Genomic DNA, 14,166 nt, shown 5'->3' with positions numbered 1-14,166 from the left:
GGCGCCGGCGGGACCCGCCGGGCGCCGGGGGCCCCGGGGGCGCGGCCGGCACCGGGGGGGGGTACGCCGGCCCGCGCCGCAACCAGCATCGTCCGCCGCGCCCGACGGCCGCACCTTCGCGCGTGCCGCGTCGCGCCGGGTCAGCGCACCGCGTCGGCGTGCTCGACGGTGGCCGCCGGCTGGTCGGTCGGCGGCCGGCGGCGCAGCAGCGGCACCGGGATCAGGGAGACGATCCCGGCGGCGACCGACAGCACCACGTAGTTGGTGGTCGCCAGCACCACCCCGGCCACCACGCTGGCCACGGCCGAGGCGGCCCACACGAGGGCGTCCACCCGGCCCTGCACCGCCCGCCGGGCGGCCGGGGCCAGCGCCTGGGTGAGCAGGGCGCTGCCGCCGACGAAGGTGAGGTTCCAGCCCCAGCCGAGCAGGAAGAGCGAGACGACCAGGCGGGTGAGGCCGCTGCCGTGGGTCGCCGGCCACGACGCCACCACGACGGAGGTGACCAGCAGGCCGATGCCCATCAGGATCGCGGCCCGACCGCCGAAACGGTCCGACAGGTAGCCGGAGAGCGGCGCCAGGGCGAACATGCCGATCATGTGGCCGCTGAGCACCACGCCCACCGCCGTGAGGCCGTGGTGGTTGCTGCTCATGTGCAGCGGCGTCATGGTCATCAGGGCGACCATGGCCAACTGCCCGGCGATCATCGACACCAACGCGACGGACACCACCGGGTGCCGCCACACCTGCGCCGGGGTCGGATCGTTGGCGCCCCGTCGGGCCGCCGTCCGCGACCGGGGCATGGCGGCGGAGGCGAGCACGCAGATGCCGGCCGCCAGCAGGGCCACGAGGAACGGCCCGGCCAGGTCCGGCAGTCCCAGCCGGCTGGCGAAGCCGGCGCTCGGATCCATCAGGTTGGGCCCGAAGACCGCCCCGACGGTGCCCGCCCAGACGATGACCCCGACGGCCAGCCCCTGCCGGCGGGGCGGGTACAGGTCCGCCGCGCAGTACCGCGACAGCTGCGCCCCGCCGTTGCCCACCCCGAGCAGCGCCATGCCGAAGATCAGCAGCAGCACCTGCCCGGAGGCCACCGCGGCGCCGGCCACCGCCGCGCCCACGATCGCGACCAGGTAGCCCAGCGACAGCGCGGAACGGGTGCCCCGACGCGCCATCAGCGCGGCCAGCCAGAGCGTGCCGGCGGCGGTGCCCAGCACGCCGGCCGCGTTCGGCACGCCGCTCCAGAGCTCGGTCAGTTCCTCCGCGCCGATCAGCGTGGACGCCGTGCTGGCCCCCACCATGGAGGTGTTGGTGGCGGCCACCCCACCGAGCAGGGCCGCCATCGACCGTCGCCGGCCGGTGGTTTCCACGTCGACGCTCATGTTCCTCTTTCCTTGACGAGCAGTGCCACCGGCAGGTGGCCGAACAGGTCCTCGACGCGGGGAGCCGACGTGCGGACCGGCGCCCCGGTGAGCACATCCACCCAGCCGTCGGCGCCGCCGGGCAGGGGCACCACGGTGTCGGCCCAGCCGCCCCGTTCGGCGAGCCGCACCGGCAGTCGGGTCGCCAGCGCCACGACGCCGCCGTGACCGCCGCGCGCGAAGCCGATGAGGTGCTCCGCCGCGCAACCCTCCGCGTGGACGGGCCGGTAGCCGCGGAACAGCCGCGGCTTCTCCCGGCGCAGCCGCAGCACGCGGGAGGTGACCAGCAGCTTGGCCGCCCCCGTGGCGTCGACCGGCGGCATCCGTCCCGCGTCGATCTGCGCCAGCAGCCGCCGGCGGGACGCGAAGTCGACCGGACGGCGGTTGTCCGGGTCGACCAGCGAGTAGTCCCACAGCTCGGTGCCCTGGTAGACGTCGGGCACCCCGGGACCGGCGAGCTGCAGCAGCTTCTGGCCCAACGAGTTCGACCAGCCGGGCGCGGCGATCCGGTCGACGAAGGCCCGGACCTCCGCCGTGAGGGCCGCGTCGGCGAGCACCCGGGCGGGCCAGCTCGTGACGCCGGCCTCGTAGTCGGGGTCGGGATCGTGCCAGTTCGTGCGGAGCCGGGTCTCGCGGGCGACCTTGAGCAGGTAGGCGGAGAGCCGCTCGGGGCCGATCGGCCAGGCGCCGAGCAGGGTCTGCCACGCCAGCGGTTCGAGCACCGGGTCACCCAGCGGCTGCCGGGCGGACCAGCGACGGAAGTGCTCGGCGTACGCCTCCGGCAGCTCGCTGAGCACCGCCAGGCGGGCCCGTACGTCCTCGGAGCGTTTGGTGTCGTGGGTGGACAGCGTGGTCATGGTGGCGGGCCAGCCGGCCTCCCGGGCCGCGTTCGCCGCGTGCAGCTCGGCCGGGGACACCCCGAACCGGCCCGGGTCGACGCCCACCTCGTTGACCGCGACGAGACTGTTGTGCCGGTAGATCGCCGTGTCCTCGACGCCCTTGGCCATCACCGGGCCGGTCGCCTGCTGCACGCGCACCGCGAGCGGGCCGGTGGGCCGGGCGACCAATTCGTCCCGGACGGCGGTGAGGATGTCGCGCAGCCCGGGCCGGCGCCGGGCGGCCCGCTCGACCGCCTCGTCCAGCGCCCAGCGGTGCTGCGGAAGGTACGACCGGTAGACGGGAAACTCCACCAGCAGGGCCCGCACGGCCGCCGCGCGGTCGGCCGTCGGGCAGCGCGGCAGCAGCGCCGCGACGAGCGCCTCCACCCGCCGGGCCTCGGCCACCAGCATCGTCGTGACGACCTGCTCGCGCGCCTCGCGTACGACGTCGGCCAGCGCGGTGCCGGTCAGGCCGGCCGCTTCGGCCAGCCGCTGTCGGCCGGTCGGGGCCACGAAGACCCCGCAGACCTCGGCCAGGGCGTCGTAGCCCGTGGTGCCGTCCACCGGCCAGCCCGCCGGCAGTTCCTCGCCGGCGCCCAGCACCTTCTCCACCACGATCCACGCCCCCGGCGCCGCCGCCCGCAGCCGACGCAGGTAGCCCGAGGGGTCCGCCAGGCCGTCCGGATGGTCGATGCGCAGCCCGGTGACCTGGCCTTCCCGCACCCAGCGCAGCGTCTCGGCGTGCAGCGCCTCGAACACCTCCGGATCCTCCGTGCGCAGGCAGGCCAGGGTGTCGATGTTGAAGAACCGGCGGTACGTCAGGTCGGCCACACCCCGGCGCCAGGACACCAGCCGGTAGTGCTGGCGACCGTGCACCTGCGCCACCGTGCCGTACCCGGTGCCGGGCGCCAGCGGGAAGCGGTGCTCGTGGTAGACCAGCGCGTCGTCGGCGACCTTCAGCTCCCTCTCGGCCGCCGCACCGCCGTCGCCGTCGTCACCGAGCACGGGCAGCAGCAGTGGCCCCGCCGACCAGTCGACGTCGAAGTACCGCGCGTGGCGGGACTCCGGCCCGCGCCGCAGCACGTCCCACCACCACGGGTTGGCCGCCGCGTCGGCGACGCCCATGTGGTTGCAGACCACGTCGACCACGAAGCCCAGCCCGGCCCCGGCGAGCCGGCGGGCGAGCGCGAGGCGCGCCGGCTCGCCGCCCCGGCCCGGGTCGACGCGCGTGGGGTCCACCAGGTCGTAGCCGTGCGTCGAGCCCGGGGTGGCGGCGAGCAGCGGGGAGGCGTAGAGCGCGCCGACGCCGAGGTCGACCAGGTAGTCGGTCAGCGCGACGGCGTCGTGCAGGTCGAGGTGGGGACCGAACTGGAGGCGGTACGTGGAGGTCGGCGCCACCATCAGCCGGTGAACCCCCTGGCACGCCGGGTGGACGCCCGCCGGTCCCGGCCGTACGTCTCCGTCAGCCGGCGCAGCCGGAACTCCAGGCCGGGGGTCAGCGCCTCCGCCCGGAACCGCCACCGCCAGCTCCCCTCGGCCTGCCCCGGGACGTTCATCCGCGCCACCGGGCCCAGCTCCAGCACGTCCTGCAACGGCAGGACGGCGAGCTCGGCCACCGACGCGAAGACGGCCCGCGCCATCGACCAGCAGATGCCGTCCGGCACGCCCCCGAGGTAGCGCTCCACGCGGAGCCGCTGGTCGGCGCTCGACTCCTCCCACCAGCCCAGTGTGGTGTCGTTGTCGTGCGTTCCGGTGTAGGCCACGCAGTCGGTCGGGTAGTGGTGCGGCAGATGCTGGTTCTCGTCGCCGGCGAAGGCGAACTGGAGCAGCCGCATGCCCGGGATGCCGGCGTCGACGCGCAGCTGCTGCACCTCCGCCGAGGCGGGCCCCAGGTCCTCGGCCAGCATCACCACCTCGCCGAGCTCCTTGCGGATGGCCTGGAACAGTGACGGGCCCGGCCCGTCGCGCCACCGCCCCGCACTCGCCGGCCGGCCCACCGGCACGGCCCAGTAGCGCAGGAAACCCCGGAAGTGGTCGAGCCGGATCATGTCGTACAGCTGGGTCATCCGGCGGATCCGGTCGACCCACCAGGTGTAGTGGTCCTGCGCCATCAGCTCCCAGCGGTAGAGCGCGTTGCCCCAGACCTGGCCGTCGGCGCTGAACTCGTCGGGCGGGAACCCGGCCACGGCGGTCGGACGGCCCTGCGCGTCGAGCTGGAACAGCTCCGGCGCCGCCCACGTCTCGCAGCTGTCCGTGCCGGCGAACATGGCCACGTCGCCGATCAGCTCGATGCCGAGCCGGCGGGCGTGGTCGCGGACGGCGGTGAAGTGCGAGGCGAACAAATACTGCTCGAAGCGGTAGTAGTCGAGGCGGTCCCGCTCGGTGTCGTCGAGCCGGGCCAGCGCGTCCGGGTCCCGCCGGGCCAGCGGCGCCGGCCAGCTCGTCCACGGCCCGCCGTGCCGCTCCCGCAGCGTCATGTAGCGGGCGTAGTCGTCCAGCCACCACGCCTGGTCCCGGGCGAAGGCCTCGCTGCCGGCGGTCGGCGTGAAGGCCGCGTACGCCCGGGCCAGCAGGTCGGCCTTGACCGCGCCCGCCGCCGGGTAGTCCACGGTGTCCGGCGGCAGCGCCGGCACGGCGGCCACGTCGGCGGCGGTGAGCAGGCCCTCGTCGCGCAGTCGATCCACGCTGACGTAGAGCGGGCTGCCGGCCAGCGTGGAGCAGGCCTGGTACGGGCAGCCGTCCGCGCCGACGGGGTTGAGCGGCAGCAGCTGCCACACGCTCTGCTCGGCGGCCGCGAGGAAGTCCAGCCACTCGACCGCGGCCGGCCCGAACTCACCCACCCCGAACCGGCCCGGCAGTGAGCTGGGATGCAGCAGGATCCCGCTACGTCGGTTGACCGGCACCCGAGTCGTCCTCCCGTCCTGTCGCCTGGGTCGGGGCGCCGGCGGCGGCCGGCACCCGGACGTACAACTGCTCGTACCGCTCGGCGGCCTCGTCCCACGAGAACCGGGCCCGCATGCCGCGCTCGCGCAGCCGCGCCCACGTCTGGCGGTCGGCCCAGCGCGCGACCACCTGTGCGATCAGGTCGACCAGGTCGGGCGCGCGGTAGCCGTCGAACGAGAAGCCGAGCCCCGTCGCGGCGACCGTCTCCGCCATGCCACCGACCCGCCGCACCAAGGGCACCGATCCGTAGCGCAGCGCGATCAGCGGCGCCAGCCCGCACGGCTCGAACCGGGAGGGGGCCAGGAAGGCGTCCGAGCCGGCGTACGCCAGCCGGGCGACCGCCTCGCCGCTGTCCGGGTGGAAGGCGACGTGCGGGTAGTAGCGGGCGGCGCGGCGCAACGACCGCTCGTATTCGGCGCCGACGCCGACGACGACCAGTTGCAGGCCGAGGGCGGCGATCTCGTCGATGCCCTCCAGCAGCAGGTCGACGCCCTTCTGGTCGACCAACCGGCCGACGAAGGCGAACAGCGGCACGTCCGGGTCCGCTGCCAGGCCGCTGCGCTGCTGGAGCACGCGCTTCGCCACCGCCTTGCCGGTGAGGTCGTGCACGTCGAAGTGGGCCGGCAGGTACGGGTCCGTGGCGGGGTCGAAGTCGTCGTAGTCGACCCCGTTGCGGATTCCGTGGTAGTCCGCCCCCCGGGCGCGCAGCAGCCCCTGCAACCCGACCCCGTGCGCGGGGGCCATGGTCTCGTCCCGGTAGCGGGCGCTGACGGTGGTGACCGCGTCGGCGTAGCGGATGCCCTGGGCCAGCAGGTTGCCGGTGCCGTAGCGGGTCAGGTCCAGTTCGTCGGCCTTGTCGTGCGGGAAGAGCCCCTGGTAGGCGAGGTTGTGGATGGTCATCACGGTCCGTGGCGCCGCGTCGAGGGTACGCAGGTAGGCCGGGACGTGCCCGACGTGCCAGTCGTTGCAGTGCACGGCGTCGGGCGGGGTCGCCGACCGGACGGCCAACTCGGCGACCGCCCTGGAGAACAGCACGAAGGACGACAGGTGCTTCTCGACGTACCCCTCGGGCCGCTGCCAGTCGGGGTGCTGCGGCGTGCGCAGGGTGAGGTACCGGACGCCGTCATGGTCGCCCAGGTCGTCGACGGTGAACTCGGCGCGCGCCGAGCCCGCCGTGACCGCCACCGTGCCGACCCGGCGGCCGGCCGGCAGCCCGGCGTAGCCGGGCAGGAACAGTCGGACGTCGTGACCGCGGCCGGCCAGCGCCCGGGGCAGGGCCCGGGCGACGTCCCCGAGACCGCCGACCTTGACCAGGGGCGCCACCTCGGAGGTGGCGAAGAAGACCCGCAGGGGGCGGCCCGCGCTCATGCCGGCGTCCCCGACAGCGCGGCCGGCCCCGCGGCCGTGGACAGGCCCGCGATCGGGGCACCGGCCAGGCGCAACTGGACCGCGCCGTGGCCCCGGGCGACGCTCAGCGCGGTGAGGTCCGGCGCGGTCCAGGCCGCCCCGGCGGCCCGCAGGGTCGACGCGTCGCCGACGCCGACGGTCGCCGCCCCGGCGGACGCGGCCGCGCGTACGCCGCTGGGCGCGTCCTCGACGACCAGGCAGTCCGCCGGGGCCAACCCGAGCCGGTGCGCCGCGAGCAGGTAGCAGTCCGGCGCCGGCTTGCCGCGGGCCGTCTCGCCCCAGGTGACCATGGCGTCGAACGCGGCGGCGACGCCCAGGTGCTCGACCACCCGGCGGGCCCGGTGCGCGGAGGCGCCGGTGACCAGCGCGAGCCGGACACCGGCGCCGCCGAGCGTCGCCAGGAGTTCCCGGGCGCTCGGCACCTCGACGAAGGCGAGGTCGGCCTCGGCGACGCGCACCCGGCGCAGGATCTCCTCCCGCGTGTCGGGGTCGAGGTCGCCGAAGAGCGCCGAGACCGAGTGTTCCGGGGAGCAGCCGAGCACGTCGTCGTGGATCGCCGACGCGGACAGTGCCCGATCGTGCTCGGCGGCCAGGCCCCGCCAGAGCGACAGGATGGCCTCGGTCGAGTCGATCAGGACGCCGTCCAGGTCGAACAGCACACCGGCGAAGACAGGGACCGGTCCGGACGCCATCAGCCCCCCGCCACGGCGGGCAGGATGGTCAGCGAGTCGCCGTCGCGCAGGCGGGAGTCGAGCATCCCGCTGGTACGCACGTCGACGTCGTTGACGTAGAGGTTGACGAAGCGGCGCAGCTGCCCGTCCGCCCCCATCACGCGGCTGCCCAGCCCCGGGTGCCGGGCCTCGAGGTCGGCCAGCACCTCGGCCACGGTCGAGCCGTCCGCGGTCACGTACTTGCTGCCACTGGTGTAGTTGCGGAACACGGTCGGGATGCACACCTCGACGGCCATGGTCGGCTCCTCGGTCAGTAGGGGATCTCGTCGCCGGGCATCGCACCGGCCAGGTAGGACAGTCGGCCGGCCGCCACGGCGTGCTTCATCGCCTGCGCCATCAGCATCGGCTCCCGCGCCTTCACCAGGGCGGTGTTGACCAGGACGGCCGCCGCTCCGAGCTCCATCGCCAGGGTGGCGTGCCGAGCGCTGCCCAGGCCGCCCTCGACGACCACCGAAATGTCGACCGTGTCGATGATCTGGCGGATCGGGCCGGGGTTCGGGATGCCGTGGCCGGAGGCCACGGGGGCGCTCATCACCCGCAGTGCCGCGCAGCCGAGCGCCGCCAGCTCCTTGGCGACCGCGAGGTCGGGCAGGATGAACGGCATGACCTCCCAGCCCTGCTCACGCAGTTGGGCGGCGACCTCGACGGTGGCGCGGTTGTCCGGTTCGTTGGTCCGGCCACGGACGTCCAGCTTGAACACGGTGATGCCGTAGGCGTCGTGCAGGATGCGGACGGTCTTCCACGCGCTCTCGGCCGACCGGGCGAACGAGGTCGTGCCGATCCACAGGTAGTTCTCGATGGCAATCTCGTCGGCCAGGTCGGACAGCAGGAGACTCGAACGGTTGTTGTCGGGGTCCACGGTGGTGATGAAGACCTGCGACCCGGTCGCCTCGAGCACCTGGCGGATCACCGACGGCGACGTGTACTGCTCGATACCGACGAGCAGGCGCGAGGTCAGTTCCGTGTCACCGAGCCTGACCCACGCGTCCCGGAGGCCAGCGACCTCCATCGAATCCACGGACATGTACACCCTTTCTGGTCGAGCCGGGCACGACCGGCGGCGGAGAGCGTCAGCCCGGGTCGGGGTGGGGGCGGGGCCCCCGAGGCCCGCGAAAGACCCGGACGCACCGCCGGCCGGCGGATGACCGATCGGTCCGTCACAGGAGTTGCGAAGAGAATCTTGGTTGCCACGGCGCGCGGCGGCATCTTCCAACGTGCGGCGCTTCATGACACGCGGGCGATTGATTGTTCGCGCCGACGGTGCTAAGCGATCTCGCCCCGGGCAGCCCGGAGACGAGCCGTCACCGTCGGATCAGGACCTCCGGCAGCGGCTTGCGGACCAGGTCCGGCACCGTGGCGTCGGGCGCCGCGAACCCGACCGGCATGACCACGTACGGTCGCTCCTCCGGCGGCCGTTCGCACACCTCGTTGAGGAAGCGCATCGGGCTCGGCGTGTGGGTCAGGGTGGCCAGGCCGGCGTGGTGCAGCGCCGCGATCAGCACGCCGACCGCGATGCCCACGGATTCCTTGACGTAGTAGGGCTTCGGGGAGTGCGGGCCCTGGTGCACCTCGAACACCACGATCACGACCGGCGCCACCTCCAGGAAGGGCTTGCGCCAGTCCGTACCGATCGGGGCGAGCGCCTCCAGCCACTGCGTCGGCGCGCGCCGGGCGTAGAACTCGCGCTCCTCGGCCTCGGCGGCCTCCCGAAGCCGGCGTTTGCGGGCCGCGTCGGTGATCACGACGAACCGCCATGGTTGCAGGTTGGCGCCGCTCGGCGCGGTCGCCGCGGCACGGACCGCCTCCTCGACCGCCGCCATCGGCACCGGCTGTTGCGAGAAGTGCCGGATCGAGCGCCTGGCGGCCATCCGGTCGGCGAAGGTGCGCGCGTCGCGCACCATGTCCCCCGCCGTGGGCGAGTCGGGTGCCGGGTCACCGGTCGTGCCAGCCATGAGCGCCTCCCGCGCGATCGACGGGTCCCAGCATCGTCCAGCGACGCGGGGCGCGTCCAGGCGACCGGACCGGGAAACTCGACGGGCGGCGGGAACGGCCACGTCCGCCCCGCCGGGCACGGCGGGGCGGACGTGGGGCGCTGTTCCGGGCGGGCCCCGGGGCGACATGGTCGCCCCCGGGGGAATCCGTCAGTGGCTGCTCTCGAGCTGGCCGCGCAGCTTGACCAGCGCGCGGGCGAGCAGGCGGGAGACGTGCATCTGGGAGACGCCGACCTGCGCCGCGATCTCGCTCTGGGTCAGGTTGCCGTAGAAGCGGAGGGTGAGGATCTTCTGCTCGCGCTCGTCGAGGGTGGCGAGCGCCGGGCCGAGGGCGACCCGCAGCTCGGCCAGCTCGTACTCGCCGTCCTCGGCGCCCAGGGTGTCGCCGAGCTCGGTGGCGCTGTCGCCGTCGCCGATGGGGGTGGACAGGGACACGGCGTTGTAGGCGCGCGCGCCCTCCAGCCCTTCCAGGACCTCTTCCTCGGTGATGCCGAGGTGGGTGGCGATGTCGGCGACCGTCGGGGCGCGGTTGAGCGTCTGGGTGAGGGTGCCGTTGGCCTCGGAGATGCGCAGCCGCAGCTCCTGAAGGCGACGCGGGACCCGGATGTTCCAGGTGCGGTCGCGGAAGTGGCGCTTGATCTCACCGAGGATCGTCGGGATGGCGAAGCCGGCGAAGTCGACGCCGCGGGAGGCGTCGAACCGGTCCACGGCCTTGATCAGCCCGAGGGCCGCGGTCTGGGCCAGGTCGCCGTTGGGCTCGCCGCGCCCGCTGTAGCGGAAGGCCAGGTGGTGGGCCAGCGGCAGCCACGCCTCGATCACCCGCGCCCGCAGCGCCGGCCGGTCGGGGTGCCCCTCCGGCAGGGCGGCGAGGGCGGCGGTCAGCTCACTCGCGCGGGTCTCGTCACCGGAGACCGCGGTGGCGGCCTCGGTGGTGGTGGTCGTCGGCGCGGTCGTCGTGGTGATCATGCTGCCCTTCCTGTCCCACTGATGCGGCAACGCCGGGATCCGGCGAACGCAGTGCCACCACCCTAGACCAACGGCCGCCGCCACATCAACCGAACGGCCGATGGACGAAAGCGACAGACTCTCCCATACATGGCATGATCGGTGTGCTCCCCGCCACACGGCTGGCATCACCGGCGATTCGGCGCCGCCGGGCTGCGGGACGCGGAGCCGCCGGTGACGCAGCACCGCCGGCTGCTCAGGAGGGCGCCGGCGACGCGTAGAGCCGACTCACCGTCTCGGCGACGCAGACCGGCTTGCCGCCGGCGTCGCACTCCACGCTCACGGCGGTGACCAGCTGCACCCCGCCGGTGACCGGCGACACCTCGGCGATGGTCGCGACGGCCCGGACCGCCGTGCCGACCCGCACCGGGGCGGGGAACCGCACCCGGTTCAGCCCGTAGTTGACCCCCATCCGCACGCCCCGCACCCGGTAGAGCCGGCCCACCAGCGCCGGCAGCAGGGACAGGGTCAGGAAGCCGTGCGCGATCGTGCCGCCGTACGGGCCGGCGGCGGCCCGCTCCGGGTCGAGGTGGATCCACTGGTGGTCGTCGGTGGCGTCGGCGAACAGGTCGACGCGCCCCTGGTCGATCCGCTGCCACGGCCCGGGGCCGAGGGTCTCCCCCACCGCCGCGGCCAGCTCGTCGACGGAGTCGAAGGTCCTCATGCCAGGTGCCCCCCGAGCCGCGTGTAGCCGCGCAGCAGGTCCCGCGCGATGATGAGCCGCTGCATCTCGTCGGTGCCCTCGAAGATGCGGTAGAGCCGGACCTGCCGGTACCACCGCTCGACGGGCAGCTCCCGGGTGTAGCCCATGCCGCCGTGGATCTGCAGCACCCGGTCGACCACCCGGTTGACCATGCCGGCGCCGTAGAGCTTCGCCATCGAGGAGGCGTGCCGCGGGTCCATGCCCTGGTCCACCGTCCAAGCCGCCCGCAGGATGAGCCAGCGGGCCGCCTCCAACTCGGTCTCGGAGTCGGCGATCATCCACTGGATCGCCTGGTTGTCGCCGATCGGCCGGCCGAACGTCTGCCGCGTGGTGGCGTAGTCGATCGCCATCCGCAGCGCCCGCTCGGCGATGCCGACCGCGTGCGAGGGGATGGTGTAGCGCCCCTTGCCGATCCACTCCATCGCGAGGGCGAAACCCTGGCCGGGCTCGCCGAGGATGTTGCGCTCCGGCACCCGTACGTCGTCGAAGACCAGCGCGGCCGGCCCGCCCTCGCCCATCGTCTGGATGAACTCCGAGCGCCAGCCCATCGCCCGGTCCACCAGGAAGGCGGTGGCCCCGCCGTTGCGGGCGCCCTTCTCCCGGTCGGTGACCGCGATGACGATGGCGAAGTCGGCCTCGTTGCCGCCGGTGATGAAGGTCTTCTCGCCGTTGAGCACCCAGTCGCCGCCGTCGCGGTGGGCGCTGAGCCTGATGTTGGCGGCGTCGCTCCCGGCGCCCGGCTCGGTGATCGCGAAGCAGCTGCGCCGCTCCCCCTCGATCGTCGGGATCAGGAACTCCCGCCGCTGCTCGTCGTTGGCCCGGAACAGGATGTTGTCGGCCTCACCGCCGAAGCGGAACGGCACGAACGAACGGCCGAGCTCGGTCCAGATCAGCGACTGGGTGACGGCGGGCAGGTCCATGCCGCCGTACTCCTCCGGGGTGGCCAGCCCCCAGAAGCCGAACGCCCGTGCCTTGAGCTGCAACTCGCGCAACTCGTCGGGCTCCAGCCCGGGCCGGTGGGCGCGTTCGCGCCGCAGCAACTCCTGCTCCAGCGGCATGACCTCCTTGGCGATGAAGTCGCGGGCCGTGTCGCGGATGGCCCGTTCGGTGTCCGAGAGCGCGAAGTCCATGTCCCCTCCGGGTCGGTGCGGTGCCGCGCGCGAATCAGCGCGCGCCGCCGTTGACGTACAGGGTCTGACCGCTGACGTACGAGGCGTCGTCGCTGGCCAGGAAGGCGATCACCGAGGCGATCTCGGCCGGCTGGGCGACCCGGCGCAGCGGGGTCTGCTCGGCGACCATCCGCTGGTGCTCCTCGGGGTTGCTGCCCACCCGTTCGGCGGTGGCCGCGGTCATCGCCGTGGCCACGTAGCCGGGGGCGACCGCGTTCACGGTGACGTTGAACGGGCCCAGCTCGACGGCCAGGGTGGCGGTGAGGCCCTGCACCCCGGCCTTGGCCGCCGCGTAGTTGACCTGCCCCCGGTTGCCCAGCGCGGAGCGGCTGCTGAGGTTGACGATCCGGCCGTAGCGGGCCGCCACCATGTGCTCCTGCGCCGCCTGGCAGCAGAGGAACATGCTCGTCAGGTTGGTGGTCAACACCGCCTCCCACTCGGGCAGTGGCATCTTGAACAGCAGGTTGTCGCGGGTGATCCCGGCGTTGTTGACGAGCACGTGCAGCCCGCCGTACGCCTGCACCACCTGGTCGGTCATCGCGGCGACCGCCCCGGCGTCGGTCACGTCGCAGCCGATGCCGACGGCCCGGCCCCCGGCGGCGGCGATCTCGTCGGCGACGGCCCGGCTGCGCTGCGCGTCGAGGTCGACCACGGCGACCGCCGCGCCCTCGGCGGCCAGCCGGTGCGCGGTGGCTGCCCCGATGCCCTGCGCGGCGCCGGTGACGACGGCGACCCGGTCGGCGAATCTGGTCACGGTCTCTCCCTGGCTTCTAGAAGGCGTTGACGCCGGTGAGGGCGCGTCCGATGAGCAGCTGCTGGATCTGGCTGGTGCCCTCGTAGAGGGTGGCGACGCGGGCGTCGCGCAGGTACTTGCCGACCGGGTACTCGTCGATGTAGCCGTAGCCGCCGAAGACCTGGACCGCGTTGTTGGCCGCCCGCACGGCGGCCTCGCTGGCGAAGAGCTTGGCCATCGACGCCCCGGTGGCGAACGGCTCGCCCCGGTCGACGAGGTCGGCCACCCGCCACACCAGCAGGCGCGCGGCGTCGGTGTCGACGGCGATGGCGGCGAGCAGTTGCTGCACGAGCTGGTGGCCGGCGATGGGCTTGCCGAACTGGGTGCGCTGCCCGGCGTAGCCGACGGCGGCGTCCAGGCAGCCCTGGGCGATGCCGACGCAGCCGGCGGCCACCGACATCCGGCCCTTGGCCAGGGTGGCCAGCGCGAGCCGGAAGCCGGCGCCCTCCTCGCCCAGGAGGGCCGACTCCGGCACCCGTACGCCGTCGAAGCGCAGCTCGCCGGTGGCCTGCCCGCGCAGGCCCAGCTTGCCGTGGATCTCCCGCCGGGTCAGGCCCGGGGCGTCGGTGGGCACCAGGAACGCGCTGATGCCCCGGTGTCCCGGGCCGCCGGTGCGGGCGAAGACCAGCGCGACGTCGGCCGTGGTGCCGTTGGTGATGAACATCTTCGCGCCGGTGATCAGCCAGTCGGTGCCCTCGCGGACCGCGCGGGTGGTCAGGGCGGCGGCGTCGGAGCCGCTGTCCGGCTCGGTCAGCGCGAAGCAGCCGAGCGCCGCGCCGGAGCAGAGCCGGGGCAGCCACTGCGCCCGTTGGGCCGGGGTCCCGTGCGCGGCGATCGACTTGGCGACCAGCCCGAGGGAGACCGAGACGATGCCGCGCACGGCGGAGTCGCCCCGGCCGAGTTCCTCCAGCACGAGACAGTACGACAGGTGGTCGCCGCCGGACCCGCCGTCGTCCTCGCCGATGGTGAGGCCCAGGAAGCCCAGCTCGCCGAGCTTGCCGACGATGTCGGGGTCGACGGACTCCCGGCGGTCCCAGGTGGCCGCGTGCGGCACCACCTCGCGGTCGACGAAGTCCGCGGCGAGCCGGCGGACCGCCGCCTGCTCGGCGGAGAGTTCCAGATCCATGAGGC

At 74.0% G+C, this 14,166-nt stretch carries 13 protein-coding genes; all 13 read right to left on the bottom strand.

The annotated features are described in order from the left end of the window. Nucleotides 1–140 precede the first annotated feature (140 nt). Nucleotides 141–1,376 carry an MFS transporter gene (locus tag KBX06_RS17955; protein ID WP_210836298.1) on the bottom strand — a complete coding sequence of 412 codons (1,236 nt, stop codon included), beginning with the start codon at nt 1,374–1,376 and terminating at the stop codon, nt 141–143. After that, a complete protein-coding gene (gene treY / locus KBX06_RS17950; RefSeq protein WP_210836297.1) occupies nt 1,373–3,694 on the bottom strand; it encodes a malto-oligosyltrehalose synthase in 2,322 nt (773 codons plus the stop codon). The genes KBX06_RS17955 and treY overlap by 4 nt, the downstream gene beginning before the upstream one ends. Continuing rightward, complete coding sequence (malQ, locus tag KBX06_RS17945) at nt 3,694–5,196, bottom strand: 4-alpha-glucanotransferase (RefSeq protein ID WP_210836296.1); 1,503 nt, start codon at nt 5,194–5,196, stop codon at nt 3,694–3,696. The genes treY and malQ overlap by 1 nt, the downstream gene beginning before the upstream one ends. Beyond that, nucleotides 5,177–6,604, bottom strand: a complete 1,428-nt coding sequence (locus tag KBX06_RS17940; protein WP_210836294.1) for a glycogen synthase — start codon at nt 6,602–6,604, stop codon at nt 5,177–5,179. Before KBX06_RS17940 ends, malQ begins: the two co-directional genes overlap by 20 nt. Further along, entirely contained in the window at nt 6,601–7,335 is a 735-nt protein-coding gene (locus KBX06_RS17935) for an HAD family phosphatase (RefSeq protein ID WP_210836292.1), read from the bottom strand. The genes KBX06_RS17940 and KBX06_RS17935 overlap by 4 nt, the downstream gene beginning before the upstream one ends. Next, complete coding sequence (locus KBX06_RS17930) at nt 7,335–7,610, bottom strand: MoaD/ThiS family protein (protein WP_210836290.1); 276 nt, start codon at nt 7,608–7,610, stop codon at nt 7,335–7,337. Before KBX06_RS17930 ends, KBX06_RS17935 begins: the two co-directional genes overlap by 1 nt. A 14-nt stretch (nt 7,611–7,624) precedes the next feature. Then, the gene (locus tag KBX06_RS17925; RefSeq protein WP_210836288.1) at nt 7,625–8,398 is read right to left on the bottom strand and encodes a thiamine biosynthesis protein ThiG; all 774 of its coding nucleotides are present in this window, start codon (nt 8,396–8,398) and stop codon (nt 7,625–7,627) included. A 277-nt stretch (nt 8,399–8,675) separates the two neighbouring features. Further along, nucleotides 8,676–9,275: a nitroreductase family protein gene (locus tag KBX06_RS17920; RefSeq protein ID WP_210836334.1), complete on the bottom strand. Its 600-nt coding sequence runs from the start codon at nt 9,273–9,275 to the stop codon at nt 8,676–8,678. Between the two features lie 240 nt (nt 9,276–9,515). Next, nucleotides 9,516–10,331, bottom strand: a complete 816-nt coding sequence (locus tag KBX06_RS17915; RefSeq protein ID WP_210836286.1) for a SigB/SigF/SigG family RNA polymerase sigma factor — start codon at nt 10,329–10,331, stop codon at nt 9,516–9,518. A 235-nt stretch (nt 10,332–10,566) separates the two neighbouring features. Further along, nucleotides 10,567–11,034 carry a MaoC family dehydratase gene (locus KBX06_RS17910; protein WP_210836284.1) on the bottom strand — a complete coding sequence of 156 codons (468 nt, stop codon included), beginning with the start codon at nt 11,032–11,034 and terminating at the stop codon, nt 10,567–10,569. After that, entirely contained in the window at nt 11,031–12,203 is a 1,173-nt protein-coding gene (locus KBX06_RS17905) for an acyl-CoA dehydrogenase family protein (protein WP_210836282.1), read from the bottom strand. The genes KBX06_RS17910 and KBX06_RS17905 overlap by 4 nt, the downstream gene beginning before the upstream one ends. A 34-nt stretch (nt 12,204–12,237) precedes the next feature. Beyond that, on the bottom strand, nt 12,238–12,996 hold the full coding sequence (fabG, locus tag KBX06_RS17900) for a 3-oxoacyl-ACP reductase FabG (RefSeq protein WP_210836280.1): 759 nt from the start codon (nt 12,994–12,996) through the stop codon (nt 12,238–12,240). Between the two features lie 16 nt (nt 12,997–13,012). Further along, nucleotides 13,013–14,161, bottom strand: a complete 1,149-nt coding sequence (locus tag KBX06_RS17895; RefSeq protein ID WP_210836278.1) for an acyl-CoA dehydrogenase family protein — start codon at nt 14,159–14,161, stop codon at nt 13,013–13,015. Nucleotides 14,162–14,166: the final 5 nt, after the last annotated feature.

This window comes from Micromonospora sp. C31, assembly GCF_018070575.1.
GTDB lineage: Bacteria > Actinomycetota > Actinomycetes > Mycobacteriales > Micromonosporaceae > Micromonospora.
This window is presented reverse-complemented; position numbering and strand designations above follow the sequence as displayed.